The organism is Mycobacterium sp. IDUB_37 (genome assembly GCF_055419245.1).
The window spans coordinates 744,127-765,872 of sequence record NZ_JBVAXG010000003.1 but is presented as its reverse complement, the minus strand read 5'-3'; the positions used below and the strand labels follow the sequence as shown (position 1 = coordinate 765,872).

Here is a 21,746-nt window from a genome sequence, read left to right as displayed (position 1 = left end):
TCAGTGCACAGTAGCGCCCAGACTTCGTGACGAGTACACGACGACCTACCCGGCGCGGCGATACAAACTGACCGAGACTGCCGTCAGCCAGGCCCAGACCACCACGACGGCCGCGGTAAACGCCAAGATTGAGGCGGTGCCACCGGTTCCGGAGGCCAGCGCGAGGAAGGTGGCTGCGAACAGCAGGCCGGCCACGCGCGAGAACCACGCCCACCCGGCGCCACCGGCCTCCCGTGAGAACCATCCGCCGAGCACAAAACACGCGGCGACCAGGCAGATGAAGCCGACACCGGCGACGGCGAAATGCGTCATGCCGTGCCAACTCGGCTCACCAAAGCCCGATGGTGTGCCGGGCGGAAAGCCGTCCGACGGGTCGGCACGGAAGATCGCAGCGAGCATCAAACCGAGCCCATAGCCGCCCAGCAGACCGGCCGCCCAGGTGGGGCGCCGGCCGCCGCCGAGCGCGCGGCGGATCCCGACGGCCGCCGCAATCGTCATCGCGCCGGTGACCAGAAAGGTAGTGACCTGTATCCACCCGAGGTCGCCGTTGGCGAGCTGGCTGGCGGCATGCCGAGTGGGATCAAATCCGTCCCGCGTGGCCGCCTGGGTCGCCACCGACAGAACATAAACGGGACCCGCGATGACGCCGTAGCCAAGTAGCGATTTCGTGACGCGGACCGGCAGAGGTGGGCAATCGGTGGTGGTCATGAGGAGCCTCCGAGGCATAATAGAACTAGACCGTGCAGTACTGATTGGGACCTTACCGCTTGGAACTAGACTGTCCAGTACTCTTCGAGGGGTCAAGATGACCGAGCCATTGGGCCGTTCAGCCCTGAAGCGAATGACCATCCTGTCGGCGGGCCGTGAGCTCTTCCTGAGTCAGGGCTATCAGGGCGCCAGTGTCGACGCGATCGCGGCGTCGGCCGAAGTGTCAAAGCAGACCGTGTACAAACACTTCGGCGACAAGCACGAGCTGCTGCTGGCAATCGTCAACGAGGCCCTCGAGACCACGGTTGCTGTGTTTGTGGAGCGGACGGCGATCCTCGCGGAGACAACCGATCTATCCGGGGATCTGATCGACCTGGCCGCTGACTACCTGCGTGCGGTGCTGCAGGAGCCGGTGGTTCAGCTGCGCCGATTGGTGATCGGTGAGGCCAACCGCTTGCCCGAGTTAGCTGCGCTCTATTACGACCGAGTCCAGGGCCGGATGCTGGCAGCCTTCGCTGCATGCTTTGCCCGGCTGGACCAGCGCGGCCTGATGGAGGTGCGCGAACCAAGCGTTGCCGCAGAGCATTTTGCGTTTCTTGTGGTCGGCCGAGGCATTGACCAGGCGCTATTCTGCGGCGGTCCGCAAGTAGAGTCCACCATCGACGTCGATCACCATGTGCGGTCCGCGGTACGAGTCTTCCTCGCTGGCTATCGGCCTGGCGGAGAACCGGGCTGATCCGGCGCTGCCGGACCTGGCTGGCAATGCGGACACCACCAGGTTCGACGTCGTTCCGGGTCGTTCGGTATCTCGGCAACCACCTGGACCTCGGTGCCGCATCGCAGGCATGGTCGGCCCGCGCGCCCAGCCACCCAGTGCTGCTCACCTTTGCGCCGCACTCCGGTGGTGACCTGCATTGCACCGGGGACAGTTGCCGAATGGCGCAGGGCACGCGACCCGACGTTCAATAACGCGCGTGCGTCGACCTCGCGCACTGGCGTCCACGGATTCAGCCCGCGTAGGAAACACAATTCATTCGCCCACAGGTTGCCGAACCCGGCCACGCAGCGCTGGTCGAGTAGGGCTGCGACGAGTGGTCGGTCCGGTACAGCGGTGACTCTCCGCGTCGCCTCGGCAATGTCCCAGTCGTCGCGCAGGGGATCCGGGCCGAGATGGCCGACAGCGGACACCTCGTCCCGGGTGCGGAGCAGTTCGACGACGGGAAGCCGAATCCCATAGGCCGCGGGCCCGTCGGTCCGCAGGATCACGCGGACGTCGGGCATCACCGATGAAGGCAACCGGCGGCCCTGCTGCGAAATCGTCCACGAACCGGACATCTTCAAATGCGTGTGCAGCGTGAGATCGCCTGAGAGTCGGGTCAGCAAATGCTTGCCATGCGTGACATGTTGGAGCACCGTCCGTCCGACGATGTCGGCAGTGGCATAGGCCGGCACGCGCAAGTCTGCGTCAGTCAGGATGCGATCCCGCAGGGCAGCTTCGAGCTTGCGTGCTAACGCGTAAACGGTGTCGCCTTCGGGCACGCGCTACTCCGTCCCCAATGCCGCCACCAATGACCAGGACGTCGAATGACTCTGTCCATGGCCGGACTCCGGTCCCCTCGAGGCATTACCCGTGCTCAAGGGGAGCGAATCTTGTTAGTCGAGCCACGGAGCGAATGTATGAGAACGGTGACGAAATGGGGCGGGCGTCGTGCCCTTCGCGACCGAACGGGTATAAGAGCTATCAGACCTTCACCAAAGACGCCCAGAGGAGATCAGCAAATGCAGTCCGTCAAGGGGACCAATGTCCTAGTTACCGGCGCCGCGATGGGCCTCGGCAAGCTGTTCGCCACCGAGGCCGTTAAGGAGGGCGCCGCTGCGGTGATCCTTTGGGACGCCAATGAGGTAAAGCTGAAGGAGACGGCGGCCGAATTGGAAGCGGCCGGCGGCACGATCCACTACGCCACCGTCGACGTCACCTCGCAGGACCGGGTGGCCGCGGCCGCCGAGCAGGTTCGTGCAGACGTCGGCACGGTGCATGTGCTGTTCAACAACGCCGGCATCGTGCGCGGCAACGGCTACTTCTGGGAGAACAATCCGAAGGACTTCACGCTCACCATGGAAGTCAATTCCATCGGCCCCATGCTGGTGGCACGGGAATTCCTGGCGGCCATGATCGAGTCCGGCGCGGAGTGTCGCCTCGTCAACATCGCCTCGTCGGCGGGGCTGAACGCCATCCCCCGCATGGCCGCGTACTCCGCCTCGAAGTGGGCGGCGATCGGCTTTTCCGACTCGGTGCGGCTCGAGCTCGAGCAAGCCGGCCATGAGCAGGTCAAGATCACCACCGTCTGCCCGACCTACATCAACACCGGCATGTTCGACGGTGCCAAGGGCATCTTGTTCACTCCGATGCTCGAACAGGAGGAAGTCGTCGAGCGGACCTGGAAGGCGATGCTGAACGGTGATCCCTTCGTCGTGATGCCGTGGACGTCGAAGATGAACAAGGTGCTCACCGCCGTGCTGCCGATCCGGTTACGCGATTTCTACCTCCGGCGCGTCGGCGTCTACAACTCCATGGACGAATTCACGGGGCATTAGGCCCGGAGTCCAAGGATCGGGAGGTGTGTCGTCCCGACGTGTTCGCCGAAAAGCACTGATCCGTATGGGGATAACCCGCGATTAGGGCCCATTGCATTTTGAACCTGCGGTATCTCACCTGCGGAAAGTCCGGCTTACCGCTTCTCGCAGGCCCAGCCATCGCGATCCCGGTCTAGCGTCGGGTCGTAGTCGGGATCCCCTCGAGGGATGTTGCTCCTGCCGTCGGCTAGGGCATCGGAGCAGTTCTCGTAGTGGGGCGGCACGTTAGTCGAGACTGGCGTGAGCGTGGATGCGGGACTGCGGGTTGTGGTGGGGACAGGACTGCTGACTGGGATGCGGCTGTTGTAGCCGATTGTGGGGACAACGGTGCTCGTGTTGCTACCGCCCCCCGAGTCGTCCCCATTGCCACCTAGAACGGTCAGCAGAGCAACAACCAAGATCACCAACATGACAACGATGTTGCGGACCTTTGCCGGGGTCAGGCGCGAGGGGCTCGCAGACGATCCGGTCATCGTGACCACTTTGATGGCACAGGCGACTCCGCCTAGCTTGCGGTCGTTCGGCGTTTCAGCCGCGTCCCGCATTCCTCACACTGGAATGTAGTTTCGCTCATCGGGACCTTCTGGACGTGCTGGCACTTGTGGCACACCACCTTTGTCGACTTCCCCAGCGGAACCGCCGGCTTCGGCATCTTCGGGAGGGGTTCCTGCTCCGCCGCTGATGTGCTGGTGGGGGTGAAACGGTATCTGCAGTGCTTGCAGACCTTGGCAGCAGCCAGGATGGTTTCGGCGCAGTCTGGACATTGCTTGGTAGCGGCCTGCACCAACCCGCGTTCGACAGCTTTCGGGACGCTGCTGTCCACAGCTCGCGACGGCAAGTCGCTCCACAATCGGCCATCCCAGAATCGCTGCTGACCGCTCCCATCGGGATCGGGATACCACCCCGGGTAACGGAGTGCTCGGCAATCCGGTACGTGAGCAAAGAGCGATGATGACGCCAAGCACTCCCAGCAGGCCGCCGAGCAGCGCGCCCTCGGTCCAGCTGCGGTTCTTGGACTTCATGATTGCTGCGCCTAGACCTGCACAGAAAATCCAGATCAGTACTACCGCTTCGATACTCACGGGGCGTTAGTGCGACTCGCAGGCAATCCCGTCACCATCGCGGTCCAGTTTCGAACTGTAGGCGGGGTCTCCCTTTGGGATGTTGTATCGGCCATCGGCGGCAGCGGCCTTGCAGCTGGCATACGGCGGGTCTGCCTGGGCGGTGGGAGCGACGGTCAGACCGGCTCCTAGAACACCGAGAACTGCGGCTACGACAGCCAGAACAATGCGGATCGACATAACCACTCAACCTCCTTGTTGCGGTGGGTGCAGAGAGATTACGACCGGCGACGACGTCTGCGCCAGCAAAGTTGACGAAGAATTCAAATTTGCGTGCGCTGTCTGCGCCGCAGAACCGGATCGAACACGTCCGCGCGGTTCACCGACGATTCCATCGCATACGATGCCAACATCGAGCCCTACCGGAGCAAGGAAGCTTTGGCCATGGATCTGTCCCTAGTGACGTCACCCTTCGCATTGTTCAACTGGACCCGCCAAGCCGCTGAAGGGACGGGCCGACGCGTCAATTCCTTGATCAAACTGATCGACCGAGCGGATTCGGCGCTTAACGACGTGGTGGAGTTGCGCCGGTCAATTCAGTTCATCGCAGACAACATCGCTGACCTGACCGAGAGCGCGGCGGGTATCAACCGCAACGCGGGCGAGATTGCTGCCGAAATTACGACGCTGACGCAGGCGGCGCAAGGCATCGACACCCATGCCGAGAGGCTGGCCGAAGATGCTGCCACGATCGCTCGCGCCCTGCCGACCGTGCAGCGCATCGCCGAGATCGTCGACCCCCTGGAGAACACCGTCGTCAGGCTGGGGCGCGTGGTCGACCGAATTCCCGGAGGCAAGCGAAGGGCGGCCGCCACAGACTCGGCGTGATCGCGACGCGATGACGTCAGCCGACGTGCTTCTGGCCGAGATGCTCGACGAGTACCAGCTGCGCAAGCTCGTACATGCCTACTGTCGCGCCGTCGATCGAGGCGACAGCGTTGCACTGCGCAGTCTGTATCACCACGGTGCCGCGGACCATCACGGCGGATTCTCGACGGGTGGCGTCGACGACTTCTTCGACAAGCTCGAAGCCGCCCGGCCATATCTCCAGGCGATGCAACACAACATCACCACAACGAATTTCACGATCAGCGGCCTCATTGCTGAAGGCGAGATCTACAACATCGCTATGCACACGTTCGTTGTGGGAGATCGAGAAGTCGATGTCGCCATCGGCGGACGCTATCTGGACAAGTACGAAAAGCGCGACGGTAAATGGGGTTTCACCGAACGGATGATCGTCACCGACTGGGCGCGCGTCACTGACCCGTCAGTGCTGGACTTCCCACATCCGATAGTCAGAGACACGCCGAGAGGCGTTGTCGGGCCGAATGACCCTGGTTACCAGTTCTTTTCGCTCTTCTCGAAGCATTCGAAAACCTAGAACTCAAGCGCGTGTGGATCCATGATCTCCGCGTCGATGTTGGCGATGACCTGCCGGTCGGAACTCAACCGAGGCAAGATCATTTGAGCAAAGAACGCGGCCGCGGCAATCTTGCCACGATAGAACCCGTCGTCCTTCGAGGTCGAGGTCGCTTCTTGTAGAGCAGTAGAGGCAATTTCGGCGTGTGCGAGCAGCAGCCAGCCGATCAGCAAGTCGCCGAGCGCGAGCATAAACGGTACTGAAACCAGCCCGATCCGGTACAGCTGAGAGGGATCGTTCTGCGCGCTGCCAAAGTATTTGACCAAGTTTTCTGTCATCGCCCGCACCGCGTCGAGCGCCAGCGCGAGTTGCACACGACCCGCGCTAATTTCAGCGGGGGGAGTGTTCAGAAATTCCGCGACGCGAGACAGTACGAAGTTGAGCGCGTCCCCACCATCGCGAAATATCTTGCGGAACAACAAGTCTTGCGCCTGAATGGCGGTAGTGCCCTCGTAGAGCGAGTCGATCTTGGCGTCGCGTAGGTACTGCTCCATCGGGTAGTCCTGCAAATAGCCTGAGCCACCAAGGGTTTGCAGTGATTCGGCGAGGCACTGGTATCCACGTTCGGACCCCACCCCTTTGATGACGGGTAGCAGCAGGTCGTAGACGCGAGCGGCCATGGTCGGATCGGCGCCGGTGGCGATGGCCGCAGTGGTGTCGTCATGATGTGCGGCAGCGAACATGTACAGAGCGCGCAGGCCTTCGGCGTAGGCCTTTTGGGTCATCAGCGAGCGACGCACGTCCGGGTGGTTGATGATGGGGATGCGCGGGGCGGTCTTGTCGGTCATGCGAGTGATGTCGGGGCCCTGGACGCGCGACTTGGCGAAGTCCAGAGCGTTGAGATAGCCGGCGGAAAGGGTGGCAATCGACTTGACTCCCACCATCATTCGAGCGAACTGCATGATCTGAAACATTTGCGCGATACCGTTGTGGGTGTCACCGACGAGCCAGCCTACGGCGGGCACATCGTGTTGGCCGAAGCTCAATTCGCAGGTTGCCGAGGCGGTCAGGCCCATCTTGTGTTCGAGCCCGGTGACGAAGACGCCGTTGCGGGCGCCGGGTGCACCGGTCTCCGCGTCGGGGAGATACTTCGGCACCAGGAAGAGACTGAGGCCCTTAGTGCCCGGGCCGGCGCCGACAGGGCGTGCCAAAACCAGGTGGGCGATATTTTCGAACAGGTCGTCTGAGTCACCCGAGGTGATGAACCGCTTGACGCCGTCGATATGCCAGGTGCCGTCGCCCTGGTCGATTGCCTTGCTGCGGGCAGCGCCGACATCGGACCCGGCGTCGGGTTCGGTGAGCACCATGGTGGCACCCCAGTTGCGCTCTACCCCGAGCGCGGCCCAGCGTTTCTGCTGTTCGTTCCCGTTGCGGTAGAGCACCTCGAGCATGGCGGGCCCGACAAGGTAGAAGAACGCGGCGGGGAGGCTGCCGAAGAGCAGTTCGCTGACCGCACACGTCAGCGGTGGCGGCGCCGGGGTGCCGCCGATGTCTTCGCTTATGCCGATGCGGGTCCACTCGTTGTCCTGCCAGAGGTGCACGGCGGCTTTGAAAGCTTCCGGCAGCGTCACGGAATGAGTGCTGGGATCGAAAGTGGGTGGCTGGCGGTCGGTGGCCGAGAACGGTTGCGCCATCGGTCCTTCGGCTTGGCGAACTGCTTCGGCGAGCATGTCGCGCACGGTCTCGCCGGTGAGTTCGCCGTACTCGCCGCCCGCGAGAACCTTGTCGAGCGCGAGAACTTCGAACAGGTTGAATTCGATGTCACGCAGATTGGCCTTGTAATGGCCCATACTGGCCGTCCTTCAGCGATGATCAGGTGCCCCCGGTCCGCGCGCGGTTGCTCGGTTTGCCGCGACGGATGCCCGCAATTTCGAAGCTACACCCCGGCCGCACTTTACTGCGGGTCATGCAACGAGCCCGCAACTGACCGGCGTTTGCGGATCAGACGTACGTGCCCTCGTTGCGAGGTCGTGGACCCGGTAGCTGAAGCAGCAGCCTGGCCCCACCAAGCGAACTCGCGTGCAGCGACGCGCTGCCACCGTGCAGTTCTGCCTGCTGGGCGACCAGTGCCAGCCCGAGGCCGGAACCGGATTGCGATGCCGTCGATCCCCGGGAGAACCGGGCGAAGACGGCCGCGCGCTCGTGTTCGGGGACGCCGGTGCCGTCGTCGTCAATCGCGATCTGCACTCCATCGCGGGAGCTGATCGCGGAAAGCTGTACCTGGCTGGCGTGGCCGTGCTTGACCGCATTGGCAATCGCGTTGTCCACCGCAAGCCGCAAACCGGCGGGCAGTCCCAGCATCAGCACCGTGGGCGAGGGCAGCAGCGACACCGACAGGTCGGGATACACCCGGACTGCGTCGTGTGCGGCGCGATCCAGCAGATCGGTGATGTCGACCGGCACGAAGTCGTCTGACGTGATGGTCTGGCCCTGTGCCAGCCGCTCCAAGGCCGCCAGGGTGGCTTCGATGCGGTTCTGGGTGCGCATGACGTCGGCGAGTACCTCGTCGCGCTGCTTGGCGGGCAACTCGAGGGTCGTTAGCACCTCGAGATTGGTGCGCATCGCGGTCAGCGGCGTCCGCAATTCATGGGAAGCGACTGAGGCGAAGTCACGGGCCGAATCCAACGCGGCTTTCGTGCGCTGCTGTTCGTCACCGATGCGGGCGAGCATGCCCTCGACTGCCTCGGCGATCTCCACCGCCTCCCAAACCCCGCGTACCTGGACCTCGTCGGGGTTGGACTGGGCGTTGATTGCGCGAGCTTGCTGGGCCAGCAGCCGAAACGGGTTGATCATGATCAACCACATCGCGCTGCCCACTATGAAGGTGCCGACGATGACGCTTCCGCAGATGAGCAGCACGCGCAGGTGCAGCTGATCAATCCGATGTTCAGCCCCGGCCAGCGGGGCGCCGAGCGCGACGGTTGCCGGCCCTGCGGTGAAGGTGCGGACTCGGTACGGGGCACCGTTGATCGTTGTGGTGGCGTAGCCGAGCGGCAGCGCGGGCAGGACGATGTCGCCCGGCACCGACACGGTCGAGTTGCTCCATCGCACCGTCCGGACCAGGCTGTCATCCGGGACGGGCTGATCCGAGGGCGAGCGCGGCGTGCTGAGCAGTAACGTGCGCACGTCGCCCAGGCTGCTGACCGAGTCCAGCCGCCTGTCGAGTTGGCTGTATTGGTCATTGGTGACGCCGATCCACACCCACGCACCGAGGGCAATTACCAACCCGATGACGGACAACGCGGCAACGATCACGATGTTGCGCAGCGACACCACCGGCACAGGTAGCCGCAGAATCCGGTAGAGCGGGTCATTGCGTGTCATCTCATGAGCAACCGTAACGGCTGACGGCGACGCTGTATGGCGGCGACATTCATCCGGACTGACTCGGTTGCATTCGCGCCAGCAAGGCGAGTTTGTCGGCGGTGTCGGTTCCGGGCGAAGCGTGATAGATCTGCAGGTGCTGACCTTCGGAGTCGGGGATGGTGAATCTGTTCCGGAGCAAATGCAATTCGCCCACTTGAGGGTGGTGCATGTGGCTGGTGCCGGCAGGTCGGTAGCCCACTTCTGCTCGGTTCCAGTACGTCTGGAACTCCGGACTGCTCAAGCAGAGTTCGTCGACGAGGGCATCCAGTCGTGGATCTTTGGCTTCACCGCCGGCAACTTGGCGCAGACCGCCCACAACGCCCGCCGCGGCGCTCTCCCAGTCGAGGTGCAGCGCCCGGTCGGCAGGATCGAGGAACAGCTGTCGTAGCAGATTGGTCCCGGGCGTGAGGCTCGGCGACAGCGCGCCGGCGAGCGGATTCGCGGCGAGACAGTCCAGGCACCTCCCGACGACGTATGCCGGCACCGAAAGCTGGTCGATCAGGCTGACGATCTGCCCGCTGACCTGTTCGGCGCCGCTGAATGTGTGCCGGTCGTCGCGGGCGAGTCGATGCAGGTGCGCGGTGGCCGCCGCGTCCATCCGAAGCGCGCGTGCCAGCGCATCGAGGATTTGCGGCGACGGATTGACGTTGCGTCCCTGCTCGATACGCAGGTAGTAGTCGGCGCTGATGCCGGCCAGAGATGCGAGTTCCTCTCGGCGCAAACCTTTGACGCGCCGGCGGGGGCCGGGGACAACCCCGACGTCTTCCGGACGCACTTGACTGCGGCGCAGCTTGAGGTACTCACCGAGCGCGTCACCGCTGGTCACCGAATCAGGGTAGTCCTGTCGCGGGTCGCGACCATCGGAGCCAGGGTGGGTTTGCCAGTACCCCGGCTGAGCCGGGCATACCCACAACGCCGTAGACGCGCCGACACTCGATCGTGAGGAAGTTAGGAGTCGCACAATGACAACGACACTGATCACCGGAGCCAACAAGGGTCTGGGCTACGAAACCGCTCGTCAGCTGATCGCGGCCGGGCACACCGTCTATCTCGGCTGCCGTGACCCCGAGCGTGGCCAGCAAGCAGCCCAGCAACTCGGCGCGCGGCTGGTGGAACTCGACGTCACAAACGACGAATCAGTCCGCGTCGCAGCGAAACTCGTTGAGCAGCTGGGTGGGCTCGACGTGCTGGTCAACAATGCCGGGGTCGAAGGCCGCGGTGACAACAACTCCGTCATCGGGGCCGAGGCTGTGACTGGCGACATGATGCGCGAGATATTCGACACCAACGTTTTCGGAATCGTCCGTGTCACACACGCTTTCCTGCCGTTGCTGCAGCAGTCATCGGCACCGGTGGTGGTGAATGTGAGTAGCGGACTGGGCTCGTTGAGCCTCTCGGCGGCGCCCGAAAGCCCCATCCGGTTCTACAACGGCGTCGCCTACCCGGCGTCGAAGTCGGCGGTGAACATGATCACCGTGCAGTTCGCCAAGCAATTTCCGGCCATGCGCATCAACTCCGTCGAACCCGGTTACACAAATACCGATCTCAACGGCCGGACCGGAATCCAGACCGTTGAGGAGGGCGCACGGATCATCGTGGAAATGGCGCAAGCCGCGCCGGACGGCCTTACCGGGGGATTCTTCTCGGCCCACGGACCAATCCCCTGGTAGGCCCCGCCCCGGTCAGAGGTTCGTCATGAAATCCCTGATGTAGCCGCTGACCTCGTCTCCATGGCTCTCGAGCGCGAAGTGTCCCGCATCGAGCAGATGGAATTCGCCGTTCGGAAGGTCGCGCCGATATGCCTCGGCCCCTGGGGCGCCGAAGATCTCATCGTTCTTGCCCCAGGTCACCAGCAGCGGCGGTTGGTGCGTCCGGAAGTACTCCTGAAACTTGGGGTATGAATCGAGATTGAACTGGTAATCCCAGAACAGCTGCAACTGAATCGCGTCGTTTCCCTTGCGATCCAGGCCGGCTTGGTCCTGCAGCCACGCGTCAGGGGAGATCCGGTCCAACCGATCCTGTGGCACGCCGTGGGTGTACTGCCAATGGGTCCGCTCGGCCGTGAAGTATTCGCGAACGCCGTTCTCGTTCGCGGCGCGGTCTTTGGCATGCGCGAACAAGATGTCCCAAAACGGCGTGAATCCCTCGAGGTAAGCGTTGCCGCTCTGAGTGATGATCGCGGTGATCCGCTCCGGGTGGGCCGAGGCGATCCGCAGCCCGATCGGTGCGCCGTAATCGTGAATGTAGATCGCAAAGCGGTCGAGGCCGAGGTGGGTGATGAGCTTTTCGGTGATCTCGGTCAGTCGGTCGAAGCTGTACGTGAACTGATTCACCGACGGCATAGCCGAGCGCCCGAATCCGATGTGATCCGGCGCCACCAGGTAGAAGCTGTCCGACAGCGAGTCAATGAGATTGCGAAACATGTGCGAGCTCGACGGAAAGCCATGCAGCAGAAGCAGAGTGGGGTTGGCTGGATCGCCCGCCTCACGATAGAAGACATTGAGTCCGTCGATGGTCGCGGTGTGGTAGCGCGTGCTGAACGCGGGCATGGGAGGCCTTTCTCCGACTAAATGGGTTACATGACCCATTTTCTAGGAGAAGCGCGAGCCGAAAAAGAGGCGATGCTCGATAACCGCTATCAGGAATTCCGATCAATCACCGGCATCGGAGAACCGTCCGGCCCGCATAAACTCTCCCCCGTGGAACTCCGCCAGTTGGAGGCCTTCGTAGCAGCGGCCACTGAGCTGCATTTTGGACGCGCGGCCCAGAAAATACACGTCAGCCAGCCGACCCTCAGTGACTTGGTGCGCCGGCTGGAGCGTGAACTGGGCACCCCGTTGCTCACCCGCACCACCCGCAGGGTAGCGCTGACCGAAGCCGGTGTGGAGATGCTCGGCCGCGCGCAGGGAATTCTCGAAGACGTCCGCGGCGCCGGAGCGGCGGTACGACGGATCGCCGGTGGTGAGGCGGGAACGGTTCGCCTCGGCATCGCACCACCGGTCGCACCCGCGCTGGCGCCCCACCTCCTCGCCGCGTTCAAGAGGGAGGCGCCCGAAGTCTCGGTGACGGTACGACGGATGTGGCTGCCTGATCTGCAGACCGCGATTCCGGACGGCAAAGTCGACGTGGCCATTACCGCGAGCCTGGTTCCAGAACCTCCGGGCATCATCGGCGAAGTCTTCTGCGCGGAGCAACTGGTCGTCGGAGTCAGGCCCGATCACCGTTTGGCCGCAAGCGAATCGGTGAATCTGATCGACCTCGAAAGTGAAGCGGTCGGCCTGCACAGCGAGGATCTCTTTCCGGCCTGGTCCACGGGACTCCGGCAGGCACTCGAAGCGGCAGGATTGTCGCCACCCGTCGTCGAAATCGCCGACACCGATCTGTCGGCGAGTCGGTGGACCGCGCAGCAGGAGATCGGCTGGATACTCACATCCAGATCCGTTGCCGGGCCGGCCGTCAGCTATCCGCTATTGCCCACTGCGCCAGCCCATTTCATGCCCTACACGTTGCAGTGGTGCCCAATTCGCGCTGCCACGGCGGCAATTGGGCGATTTGTGCAGTTTGCATTGTCGACCGCAGTGCCTGCCGGCTGGATCACGCAACCAGATCACCTACTGCATAGCGAAGGGTGAATGCCCGGCCGGCCGCGAGTTCGGCCACGCCCGGTCCCGCAAGAGCCGTAGCCCATTGAGGCCGACCAGGATGGTGGAACCTTCGTGCCCAGCCACGCCCAGTGGCAGCGGCAGCTGTCCCAGGAGATCCCAGGTCACCAGCACGGCAATGAAGACCGCGGCGATGCTGAGGTTCGCGGCCACCACGCGACGCGCGCGGCGGGCGAGTGAGATGACGGCAGGCAGCGTGGCCAAGTCGTCCCGGGTGATGACGGCGTCTGCGGTTTCCAACGTCAGGTCGGCGCCACTGCGGCCCATCGCGACCGCGACGTGAGCCGCCGCCATGGCCGGAGCGTCATTAACCCCATCGCCGACCAGCATCACCCGTGCGCCGCCCGCCTCCAACTCGCGGACCGCGGCGACCTTGTGCTCGGGAAGCAGCCCGGCGCGGACGTCGTCGATGTCCATTCCGCGGGCCAGACGGGTGGCGGCAGCAGCGTTGTCGCCGGTCAGCAGCACTGGCGGGTTGCCGGTTAGCGCGGCCAGGCGTGCCACGGCCGTGGCGGCTCCGGAACGCGGTCGGTCGGCCAGGCCGAGCACCGCGGTGGGGGTGCCGTTGACGCACAGCACGACCGCGGTTTGGCCGCTCTGTTCGAGGTCGCTGACGATTTCCCGGGCGGCCGGGTCGTCTGCTGCGAGCAGGCAGGGCCGGCTGACTTCGACGAGGTCCTCGCCGATACTGGCTCGGACCCCGTGACCTGGATTGGCGGCGAAGTCGGTCACTGGCCGCAGCGGGATCTTTGCGTCGCGGGCCGCCGCCACAATGGCCCGGGCCAGCGGGTGCTCGGACGGATTCTCCGCACTGGCGGCCAACGACAGCACGGCAGGTTCGCTGAGTCCGGTCCCCGGCAGTACCGAGATCTGGGTGAGCCGAGGTGCGCCTTCGGTCAAGGTTCCGGTCTTGTCGAAGGCGACGCAGGAGACGCCGGCCAGCCTTTCCAGGACGACGGCAGATTTGACGAGCACTCCGTGACGCCCGGCGTTGGCGATGGATGCCAACAGCGGCGGCATGGTGGAAAGCACCAGCGCGCAGGGTGAGGCCACGATCATGAAAGTCATGGCGCGAAGCAACGCGGATCGGAGATCCGTTCCGAACAGCAGCTGTATGACGAACAGCGCGACAGTGGCCGTCACCATGCCGACGGAGTAGCGCTGCTCGATCCTTTCGATGAATAACTGCATTCGGGCCTTATTGGCGCTGGCCTCGGCGACCATTGCCACGATGCGGGCGATGACGCTGTCGGCAGCCGGCCGCGTGACCCGCACCTGCAGCGTGCCGGTGCCGTTGACGGTGCCGGCGAACACGTCGTCGCCGCCGGATTTGCCCACCGGCAAGGGTTCGCCGGTGATGGTGGCTTGATCGACCTCGCTGTTGCCGGTGATCACGACCCCGTCGCCGCCGATGCGTTCGCCGGGACGAATGACCAGCACATCACCGATGCCGAGTGTCGCGGTGTACACCACCTCCTCTTCGCCATTCGGGGCGATGCGGGCCGCGGTCTCCGGGGCCAGGTCGAGCAGCCCACGCACCGACTCCTCGGTGCGTTTGGTCGCGACGGCCTCGAGAGCACCGGAGGTGGCGAAGATGACGATGAGCAGTGCGCCGTCGAAGACCTGACCGATCGCCGCGGCGCCGAGGGCGGCAATAACCATGAGCAGATCGACGTCGAGGGTCTTGTTCTTCAAAGCTTCGATCCCGGCGAGCCCCGGCTCCCACCCGCCGCTGAGATAGCAGGCCAGATAAGCCGCCCAGTACAGCCAGCCCGGGGCGCCGAGCAGTTGTGCTGCCAGCCCCACCCCGAACAGCGTGGTCGCGGTCAGCGCCCAGCGGACCTCGGTTAGCGACCAGGCGCTGGACCGGGGCGCGCGCCAGGAGCGGACCGAATGATCATCGGCCAGGCAGGGAGTGGATGGTGGGACGCTGCAGCTCACTCGGGCACTATAGCTGCGTAGTCGTGCATATTCGCAAGTGCAAATACTGCTCTACTCTCGATTAAGCAGGTCAGCGGTAAAGTGGAGCGGTGCATACATCGGTTGACGGATTCACCATGCCCACCGACGAGCAGGTGAGCCGCGCCGCCGACGCGTTCCGGATGCTCAGTGACCCGACTCGGATCAAGGTGTTGTGGGCTCTGTTGCAGGGCGAGACGTCGGTGGCCTGCCTCGCGGAGTTGGCTGACACGGCGCCCACGGTGGTCAGCCAGCATCTGGCGAAGTTGCGGCTGGCCGGTCTGGTCAAGGGCAGGCGCGAGGGGACATTCGTTTATTACTCGCCGGCGGACCAGGATGTGTTGCGGGTACTCAGTCAAGCGCTGTTCGGCGCCGATGCGATCGGCGAAGCCGCCGCGACTGCGTCGAAATAGGTTCAACGCCTAGGCTGGCGAAATCATGGATCTGCAATGGGCGCAGGACGAGTTGGACTTCCGCGACGAGGTCCGGAACTTCCTCGACCAGAAGCTGACCCCCGAACTCCGCCGCGCTGGTCGGTTGATGACGAGTGTCTACGCCGACCACGAGGCGAGCATGGCGTGGCAGGGGATTCTGCACGAGCGTGGCTGGGCGGCGCCCGCTTGGCCGGTCGAATACGGCGGCTGTAAGTGGAGCCTGACGCAGCACTACATCTTCGCCCGGGAATCGATGCTGGCGGGCGCTCCGTCTTTGTCTCCGATGGGAATTCGGATGGTCGCGCACGCGATCATCCGGTACGGAACCGACGCGCAGAAGGACTACTTCTTGCCGCGGATCCTCACTGGCGAGGTGTTCTTCTGCCAGGGGTACTCCGAACCCGAGGCAGGGTCGGACTTGGCTGCGTTGTCGATGGCCGCCATATCCGACGGTGACGACTTGGTATGCACCGGCAGCAAAATCTGGACAACCCATGCCGGCGAAGCGAATTGGATGTTCGCACTGGTGCGCACCTCTCGCACGGCGAAGAAACAACAGGGCATCACCTTCGTGCTCATCGACATGACGGCACCGGGAGTCACCATTCGCCCGCTGGTGATGACGTCGGGCGAAGAAGTGCAGAACCAGGTGTTCTTCGACGACGTCCGGGTGCCCAAAGGCAATGTCCTCGGCGAGATCGACGAGGGCTGGACTGTCGCCAAGTATCTGTTGGAGTTCGAGCGCGGCGGCGGTGCGGTGGCGCCGGGTCTGCAGGTGATGGCTGAGGAGATCGGCGAAGCGGCCAAGGATCAACCCGGGCCCGGTGGCGGCAGCCTGGCCGACGATACGGCCTTCGCCCGCAAGCTGGCGGACGCGCGGATTCGCGCCGAGGTGTTGGAGATCCTGGAATACCGGGTGCTTGCGGCTGTGGCGCAAGGCGGTAACCCCGGCGCGGCGTCCTCGATGCTGAAGATCCTGAGCACCGAACTCAGCCAGGCACTCACCGAACTCGCGCTGGAAGCGGCCGGCCCGTGGGGGCGTGCGTACCAACCGCATGTCACCGTACCGGGCGGTCGCGTCGCGGAGTTCGAACCGCCCGCCGATGGGTACGCGTTGGGCCAGCCGTGGCAGGCGGTGGCACCGCTGCGCTATTTCAACGACCGGGCTGGCTCAATCTATGCAGGCAGCAACGAGATTCAGCGAAATATTCTCGCGAAGGCGGCACTGGGGCTTTAGATGGACTTCAATTTGACCGATGAGCAAGACCTGCTGCGCGACGGGCTGACGAAGTTTCTGGCTGTCCGCTACAACCTCGAGAAGAGCCGTGCCGCGGCGAAGACCGGTATCGGCTGGCAGCCCGACATTTGGCGCGGCTTCGCTACCGAGCTGGGCATTCTCGGAGCCATTTTTCCGGAAGATGTCGGCGGAATCGACGGCGGCGCAATCGAACTCATGGTGATCACGGAAGCACTCGGCCATGCGCTGGTGATCGAACCGTACATCGACGCGGTCGTCGTCGCCGGCGGACTATTGCACCGCGCAGGCGGACCGGCGGCGATCGCGCTGCTGGAAAAGGTCATCGACGGCACCGCGATTGTGGCCTTGGCCGCTACGGAGCCGGCCTCGGCTGATCGCTGGCAGGACGTGTCGACCCAGGCCGAACGCGACGGTGACGGCTGGGTGCTGACCGGCCAGAAGATGATGGCCGTGGCCGCGCCACTGGCCACCCACCTGATGATCACCGCACGCACAGTCGATGGAATTTCGTTGTTTGTCACCGAGATTGGCGCAGCAGGCATCGAATTGCACGGCTACAGAACGATCGACGACCGGCGTGCCGCCGACATCGTGTTCACCGATCTACGACTCCCGGCGGAAGCGATGCTCGGCGAGCAGGGTCAGGCTTGGTCTTCGGTGGCTCGAGCGCGCGACGAAGGCGCAGCGGCTATCTGCTCCGAGGCGGTCGGCTGCATGCGAAAGGTGTTGGCGGACACCGTCGAGTATTGCAAGCAACGCCAGCAGTTCGGCCAGCCGATCGGTCACTTTCAGGTGCTGCAGCATCGCATGGTCGATATGTATATGGAACTCGAGCAGTCCGTCGCCGCGGTCTATCTCGCGATCCTCAACCTCGAATCCGACGAAACATCTCGGGCTCGTGCCGTTTCCGCCGCGAAGGCGACCGTCGGTCGCGCGGCGCGGTTCATCGGCCAGCAGGCAGTGCAACTACACGGCGGGATGGGGATGACCGAAGAGTTGGCAATCGGCCACTACTTCAAGCGGCTCACCGCCATTCAGTACGAGTTCGGCACCACCGATCAACACGTCGCTCGATACGCCGAACTGACCAAGAGCTAGGGGGCCGCAGCCGTGACAGCGCTGCAGAACAAGATCGTCATAGTGACCGGCGCATCGTCGGGCTTGGGCGCGGAAACTGCACGTCTACTTTCTCGCAGGGGCGCAACCGTTTTCGGCATCGCACGGGACGTCGATAAGCTCGCCGGGGTATTCGCTGACGTCGAAACCGGTGCTTACACGTCGGTCGACGTAGCGTCGGCACAGGCCTGCCGCGGTGCCGTCGAACAGTGTGTCAAGCAGTACGGCGGCCTTGATGTATTGATCAATATTGCTGGGCGACACCAGATGCGCCGAACCGAGTCGATGAGCGACGACGACTGGGCCGACGACCTCGCCGTCAACCTGAACGGGCCGTTCTTCCTGTGCCGGGCCGCGCTTCCGCACCTGCTGGCCCGCGGCGGCAATATCGTCAATGTCGCTTCGATCGCCGGTGTCGAGGGCCAGGCGTACTCGGCCGGCTACTGCTCGGCTAAACACGGGTTGATCGGATTGACTCGCGCTCTGGCAGTGGAATATTCGGCGGATCGGTTGCGTGTGAACGCGGTATGTCCGGGCGGCATGCTGACTCCGCAGATCGAGCAGTTCACCGCGCCGGAGAACCCGAACTATGACTTGATCATGCGTTCGGCGTCACCGCGCGGCTTCATGCAGCCCGTCGACGTTGCCAACGTGATCGCGTTCCTCGCCAGTGACGATGCCGCGGCGATTCACGGCGCTGTCTACCGGGTCGACAACGGCAAGGGTGCCGGCTGAGTCGACGACAACCGCTAACGGCTTCGTTCCAGGACATCCATGCAGTAGGTCAGCGGCGGGTCGGGAAAATTGACCGCCTGTTGCTCCTCGCTGCACAAGCTGGTGTCGTCGACCCCGTCGCGCCGTAGGGCAACCTTGAATGTCGGATCGTTGCTCAGCACACCGGGTTTGCAGGCAGTCGAGGCGAACATGTGGGAAATCACGGCCTGGTGATAGCAGCTACCGACCGTCAGATTGTCTTCGAGGCAGAGGCCGCTGCCACCGCCCTCCAAAGTTCCGTAGTTGTCGTTGGGGCAGTTCTTCTTGCCCTTGTACTTCTTTGCGACCTTCGACAATGCCGTCGGAGACGAACACGGTTCTACCTTCACGTCGCTCGGCTTGACGGAGATACCGGTTTTGGTGAGATTCAGGCAGGTGCCGACCGCGTAGTCGAAACCGTTGCTGCTGGACGGCCCATCGTGGTGACGGTGCAACACCATGCCCAGACCGACCTTCACCGCGATCACCAGCACGACGGCAACAAGCGCCCCGATGATCCTCTTGCCGATGGATTTCTTCTGGGGCGTGGGAGGCGGTGGCGCCCCGTACGGCGCGCCCGGTGGCGGAGGTGCATATCCGCCCGGCGGAGGCGGGGGATATGCGGTGGGCGGTGGCGGCGGGTACCCACCCTGCGGTGGCGGATACCCACCCTGCGGTGGCGGCGGATACCCACCGGGCGGTGGATAGCTGCCCGCCTGGCCGTCCGGCGGATTGTTGCCCTGGTTCTCGGTCATTTGCACCCTTCGCCGCCTGAGTCGACGGCTAGCAGCCTAACGGGGCCGGGCTCCTACCGCTCTATCCCGCCGCGGGGTCGCTGATGCTGTCGCCCTGCTCGGCGAGTTGACTGGCCGGGGTCAAGACCCAGCGAATACTTCCGACGAGCACCCGGCCGGCGGTACGGGTCACGGTCGCCTCGAATACGGGTGTGTAGGGCAGGCGGAGAGGAAAGCGCGCCCACCACGGCAACATTCCGACGGCGGTCGCGGCCAGCACGCCGTAGACGGGTCTGGCCGGCAGTGCCAGCGGCGGGGTCAGCAGCAGAAACCGGGCGGCGTCGCGGGCGGACTGCGTGCTTCGCAGTTCAGGCCGGTAGGCGTGAATCCGGTCGCGCAGTTCTTTCTCGGTCCGGGGCGGCTCCGGCACGCCCAGCGCGGTTGCCACGACGGCCATGTCGGCCACATAACCGTCCCGTCCGGCTTGGTCGAACGGGGCTGCGCCATACCTCTGATAAGCGAGCAGGAAGCTGTCCACTTCGGCGATGTGAACCCATTCGAGCAGGTGCGGATCCGACGCGTGATACGGACGGCCATCGGCTGCGATGCCGTGCACGTACTGGTGGATGCGCCGGACCCGGTCGACGGCGCGTTGGGCGTCGGCTGCACAACCAAACGACGTCTCCGCCAGGAAGGTGCTGGTGCGTTGCAGCCGTCCCCACGGATCGCCTCGGTAGTCCGAGTGTTCCGCGACGCCGGCCATGGCCAATGGATGTAGCGACTGCAGCAGCAGTGCTCGTAAGCCGCCGACGAACATCGACGCATCGGCGTGTACGCGCCGGATGGGCCGGTCTTCGGCGAACCACCGGTCGCCGGGGGTGTGGTGGATGCGCTCCCGGTTGGCCGGTCCTTCCGGCCCGGCCACCATCGCGAACAGCTTGCTCTCCAGGTCACGCCGAACCGCGCTCACCGTCTTCGAGACAGGCACAGTCATCACCATCTCTTCACGGTACGAGCCTTGGTCTCGACGTGAGACTCAATTGGGCGTGCGGGCACTGTTCAGGACGATGTCGACGGCCGCTTCGATGATGTCGTCCTCGGGCAGGGTGCCGAACATCAGCGACGGGCACGCGACCACCCCGGTAAGCATGGAGACGGCCGCATCCAGCGCCGCGCCCGAGAACACCTCGCCGAGCATGGCGTACATCTGGTGCTGACCGTCGGTGTTGACCTTGTCCCGGACCTGCCGCATCTGCTCGTCCGACGCCCATTGCGCCATGCTGGCGACCACGCGGTCGAGTCGCAGATCGAGGATTCCTTTGCGGAACACCTGGAGTTCCGCGATGACGTCCGCGCGTAGGTCGCCGGTGCGTTGGTGGTGCGGCATGTCGCCGAGGGCCTCGATCGCCATGGTGATCAGGTCGATACGCGCGGGCCAATGCGTATACAGCGTCGTCTTCGAATACCTGGCGATCTCGGCGACCCGCGCATGAGTGACCGCCTCGGACCCTTCGGCGGTGAGAACTTCCAGAGCGGCACGTGCGACGTCCACGCGGGTCCGCGCAACTCGCGCGTCCTCGGCGCTGTCCGTCGCCTTGTTCACCGGTGCGGGTGTCATGTCTGCCGCGTCACGTCGATCGCAATGGCCTCTCTTGGCTGGGCACCCGTGGGCTAGGTATCTCACCGGTGACCGATTCGTCGGAATTCTACGGGGCGTCGTGCCGCCCTTCGTGCAAGAAGAAGGCGTCCGCACGCCGCAGCGGCGGGTTTCCAGCTAAGTGAACTGTACCCCCAGTAGTATCCACTTAGTTCGATAATGGACGTTTAGACCAGTAGTGAACGGGGGATTCAGCAGTCGGCGCGAGTCGTCAACCAAGCAACCCGTTACAGAAGGAATCTCATGTCAGCTGTCCTCTTCGGATCAATCAGCACCCTGGCCGACACTTCGGAACTGCAGCGGCAGGCTTTCAATGAAGCGTTCGCGACCTCCGGGCTCGACTGGGAATGGTCGCGCGACGACTACATCGGGATGCTCGGCTCAAACGGTGGTGCCGACCGTATCCGCGACTACGCGGAAGATCGTAGGGAGGACGTCGACGCTGCCGCCGTACACGCGCTGAAGACAGACAACTTTCAAAGGTTGCTCGGCGAATCGTCCGTCTCGCTGCGACCCGGCGTCCTCGATGTTGTCACCGAAGCAAAGAAAAACGATTACAAACTCGGCTTCGTGACCACCACATCCCAGGGCAATGTCGAAGCCCTGTTATCGGCGTTGCAGCCCGACATCAGCGCCGAGACATTCGACCTCATCGTCGACAAGGACTCGGTGTCGGCGACCAAGCCAAGCCCGGCGGCGTACCTGTTCGCGCTCGAACAACTCGGTGAGCGTGCCGACGACGTCGTTGCGATAGAGGACAACGTCGGCGGCGTTGCGGCAGCGGTGACAGCGGGCATCCCGTGCATCGCCTTTCCGAACGAGAACACCGACAAGAGCGAGTTCACGGCCGCGATCCAGATCGTCGAATCTCTGGACCCGGGGACCGTTTTCGGCTTCGTCGCGTCCTGATCATCCAGACCT

Annotated in this window: 24 protein-coding genes; 11 read left to right on the top strand and 13 right to left on the bottom strand. The window is 64.0% G+C overall.

Going from position 1 to position 21,746, the window contains the following annotated elements:
• Window positions 1–45: 45 nt before the first annotated feature.
• On the bottom strand, window positions 46–708 hold the full coding sequence (locus tag ACZY1I_RS14280) for a DUF998 domain-containing protein (protein WP_463755041.1): 663 nt from the start codon (window positions 706–708) through the stop codon (window positions 46–48).
• Window positions 709–805: 97 nt separating this feature from the next.
• Here ACZY1I_RS14280 and ACZY1I_RS14275 point away from each other — a divergent pair, with 97 nt between their 5' ends.
• Window positions 806–1,444: a TetR/AcrR family transcriptional regulator gene (locus ACZY1I_RS14275; RefSeq protein ID WP_463755040.1), complete on the top strand. Its 639-nt coding sequence runs from the start codon at window positions 806–808 to the stop codon at window positions 1,442–1,444.
• Here ACZY1I_RS14275 and ACZY1I_RS14270 read toward each other — a convergent pair.
• Window positions 1,417–2,247 carry a DNA-formamidopyrimidine glycosylase family protein gene (locus ACZY1I_RS14270; RefSeq protein ID WP_463755039.1) on the bottom strand — a complete coding sequence of 277 codons (831 nt, stop codon included), beginning with the start codon at window positions 2,245–2,247 and terminating at the stop codon, window positions 1,417–1,419. The genes ACZY1I_RS14275 and ACZY1I_RS14270 overlap by 28 nt on opposite strands.
• Window positions 2,248–2,487: 240 nt before the next feature.
• Between ACZY1I_RS14270 and ACZY1I_RS14265 the strand changes: the two genes are divergently transcribed.
• Window positions 2,488–3,303, top strand: coding sequence for an SDR family NAD(P)-dependent oxidoreductase (locus ACZY1I_RS14265; RefSeq protein ID WP_463755038.1), 816 nt, complete (start codon window positions 2,488–2,490; stop codon window positions 3,301–3,303).
• A 134-nt stretch (window positions 3,304–3,437) separates the two neighbouring features.
• Here the strand turns inward: ACZY1I_RS14265 and ACZY1I_RS14260 are convergent, their stop codons facing one another.
• From ACZY1I_RS14260 to ACZY1I_RS14250, 3 genes are all read right to left on the bottom strand, one after another.
• The gene (locus ACZY1I_RS14260) at window positions 3,438–3,815 is read right to left on the bottom strand and encodes an excalibur calcium-binding domain-containing protein (RefSeq protein ID WP_463755037.1); all 378 of its coding nucleotides are present in this window, start codon (window positions 3,813–3,815) and stop codon (window positions 3,438–3,440) included.
• Window positions 3,816–3,847: 32 nt separating this feature from the next.
• On the bottom strand, window positions 3,848–4,303 hold the full coding sequence (locus ACZY1I_RS14255) for a DUF2510 domain-containing protein (RefSeq protein ID WP_463755036.1): 456 nt from the start codon (window positions 4,301–4,303) through the stop codon (window positions 3,848–3,850).
• 127 nt (window positions 4,304–4,430) lie between these two features.
• Window positions 4,431–4,643, bottom strand: a complete 213-nt coding sequence (locus tag ACZY1I_RS14250) for an excalibur calcium-binding domain-containing protein (RefSeq protein WP_463755035.1) — start codon at window positions 4,641–4,643, stop codon at window positions 4,431–4,433.
• A gap of 204 nt (window positions 4,644–4,847) precedes the next feature.
• Here ACZY1I_RS14250 and ACZY1I_RS14245 point away from each other — a divergent pair, with 204 nt between their 5' ends.
• Window positions 4,848–5,291, top strand: a complete 444-nt coding sequence (locus ACZY1I_RS14245) for a hypothetical protein (protein WP_463755034.1) — start codon at window positions 4,848–4,850, stop codon at window positions 5,289–5,291.
• A gap of 10 nt (window positions 5,292–5,301) precedes the next feature.
• Entirely contained in the window at window positions 5,302–5,847 is a 546-nt protein-coding gene (locus ACZY1I_RS14240; RefSeq protein WP_463755033.1) for a nuclear transport factor 2 family protein, read from the top strand.
• Here the strand turns inward: ACZY1I_RS14240 and ACZY1I_RS14235 are convergent.
• The 3 genes from ACZY1I_RS14235 to ACZY1I_RS14225 all read right to left on the bottom strand — a co-directional run bounded on the left by ACZY1I_RS14235 (window position 5,844) and on the right by ACZY1I_RS14225 (window position 10,078).
• A complete protein-coding gene (locus ACZY1I_RS14235) occupies window positions 5,844–7,676 on the bottom strand; it encodes an acyl-CoA dehydrogenase (protein WP_463755032.1) in 1,833 nt (610 codons plus the stop codon). The genes ACZY1I_RS14240 and ACZY1I_RS14235 overlap by 4 nt on opposite strands.
• Before the next feature lie 151 nt (window positions 7,677–7,827).
• Window positions 7,828–9,168: a sensor histidine kinase gene (locus ACZY1I_RS14230; protein WP_463755137.1), complete on the bottom strand. Its 1,341-nt coding sequence runs from the start codon at window positions 9,166–9,168 to the stop codon at window positions 7,828–7,830.
• 91 nt (window positions 9,169–9,259) lie between these two features.
• Window positions 9,260–10,078, bottom strand: a complete 819-nt coding sequence (locus ACZY1I_RS14225; protein ID WP_463755030.1) for a helix-turn-helix domain-containing protein — start codon at window positions 10,076–10,078, stop codon at window positions 9,260–9,262.
• A 136-nt stretch (window positions 10,079–10,214) separates the two neighbouring features.
• Here ACZY1I_RS14225 and ACZY1I_RS14220 point away from each other — a divergent pair, with 136 nt between their 5' ends.
• Entirely contained in the window at window positions 10,215–10,922 is a 708-nt protein-coding gene (locus tag ACZY1I_RS14220; protein ID WP_463755029.1) for an SDR family NAD(P)-dependent oxidoreductase, read from the top strand.
• A gap of 12 nt (window positions 10,923–10,934) precedes the next feature.
• Here the strand turns inward: ACZY1I_RS14220 and ACZY1I_RS14215 are convergent, their stop codons facing one another.
• Window positions 10,935–11,801, bottom strand: a complete 867-nt coding sequence (locus tag ACZY1I_RS14215; protein WP_463755028.1) for an alpha/beta fold hydrolase — start codon at window positions 11,799–11,801, stop codon at window positions 10,935–10,937.
• A gap of 150 nt (window positions 11,802–11,951) precedes the next feature.
• On the opposite strand from ACZY1I_RS14215, the gene ACZY1I_RS14210 reads away from it, so the two are divergent.
• Window positions 11,952–12,884: a LysR family transcriptional regulator gene (locus tag ACZY1I_RS14210; protein WP_463755027.1), complete on the top strand. Its 933-nt coding sequence runs from the start codon at window positions 11,952–11,954 to the stop codon at window positions 12,882–12,884.
• Here the strand turns inward: ACZY1I_RS14210 and ACZY1I_RS14205 are convergent.
• Window positions 12,864–14,822 (bottom strand): heavy metal translocating P-type ATPase, encoded by a 1,959-nt coding sequence (locus ACZY1I_RS14205; RefSeq protein WP_463755136.1) that lies wholly within the window; start codon window positions 14,820–14,822, stop codon window positions 12,864–12,866. The genes ACZY1I_RS14210 and ACZY1I_RS14205 overlap by 21 nt on opposite strands.
• A 122-nt stretch (window positions 14,823–14,944) precedes the next feature.
• Here ACZY1I_RS14205 and ACZY1I_RS14200 point away from each other — a divergent pair, with 122 nt between their 5' ends.
• The 4 genes from ACZY1I_RS14200 to ACZY1I_RS14185 are packed head-to-tail and all read left to right on the top strand — an operon-like array spanning window position 14,945 to window position 18,416.
• Window positions 14,945–15,286, top strand: a complete 342-nt coding sequence (locus ACZY1I_RS14200; RefSeq protein WP_463755026.1) for an ArsR/SmtB family transcription factor — start codon at window positions 14,945–14,947, stop codon at window positions 15,284–15,286.
• A gap of 25 nt (window positions 15,287–15,311) precedes the next feature.
• Window positions 15,312–16,544 carry an acyl-CoA dehydrogenase family protein gene (locus ACZY1I_RS14195; protein ID WP_463755025.1) on the top strand — a complete coding sequence of 411 codons (1,233 nt, stop codon included), beginning with the start codon at window positions 15,312–15,314 and terminating at the stop codon, window positions 16,542–16,544.
• Window positions 16,545–17,663, top strand: coding sequence for an acyl-CoA dehydrogenase family protein (locus tag ACZY1I_RS14190; RefSeq protein ID WP_463755024.1), 1,119 nt, complete (start codon window positions 16,545–16,547; stop codon window positions 17,661–17,663).
• Window positions 17,664–17,675: 12 nt separating this feature from the next.
• Entirely contained in the window at window positions 17,676–18,416 is a 741-nt protein-coding gene (locus ACZY1I_RS14185) for an SDR family NAD(P)-dependent oxidoreductase (protein WP_463755023.1), read from the top strand.
• A gap of 14 nt (window positions 18,417–18,430) precedes the next feature.
• Here ACZY1I_RS14185 and ACZY1I_RS14180 read toward each other — a convergent pair whose 3' ends face one another.
• The 3 genes from ACZY1I_RS14180 to ACZY1I_RS14170 form a co-directional block, all read right to left on the bottom strand.
• Window positions 18,431–19,189 (bottom strand): LppU/SCO3897 family protein, encoded by a 759-nt coding sequence (locus ACZY1I_RS14180; protein ID WP_463755022.1) that lies wholly within the window; start codon window positions 19,187–19,189, stop codon window positions 18,431–18,433.
• 61 nt (window positions 19,190–19,250) lie between these two features.
• Window positions 19,251–20,162, bottom strand: coding sequence for an oxygenase MpaB family protein (locus tag ACZY1I_RS14175; RefSeq protein WP_463755021.1), 912 nt, complete (start codon window positions 20,160–20,162; stop codon window positions 19,251–19,253).
• A gap of 42 nt (window positions 20,163–20,204) precedes the next feature.
• A complete protein-coding gene (locus ACZY1I_RS14170; protein WP_463755020.1) occupies window positions 20,205–20,786 on the bottom strand; it encodes a TetR/AcrR family transcriptional regulator in 582 nt (193 codons plus the stop codon).
• Window positions 20,787–21,068: 282 nt separating this feature from the next.
• On the opposite strand from ACZY1I_RS14170, the gene ACZY1I_RS14165 reads away from it, so the two are divergent.
• On the top strand, window positions 21,069–21,734 hold the full coding sequence (locus ACZY1I_RS14165; RefSeq protein ID WP_463755019.1) for an HAD-IA family hydrolase: 666 nt from the start codon (window positions 21,069–21,071) through the stop codon (window positions 21,732–21,734).
• Window positions 21,735–21,746 lie beyond the last annotated feature (12 nt).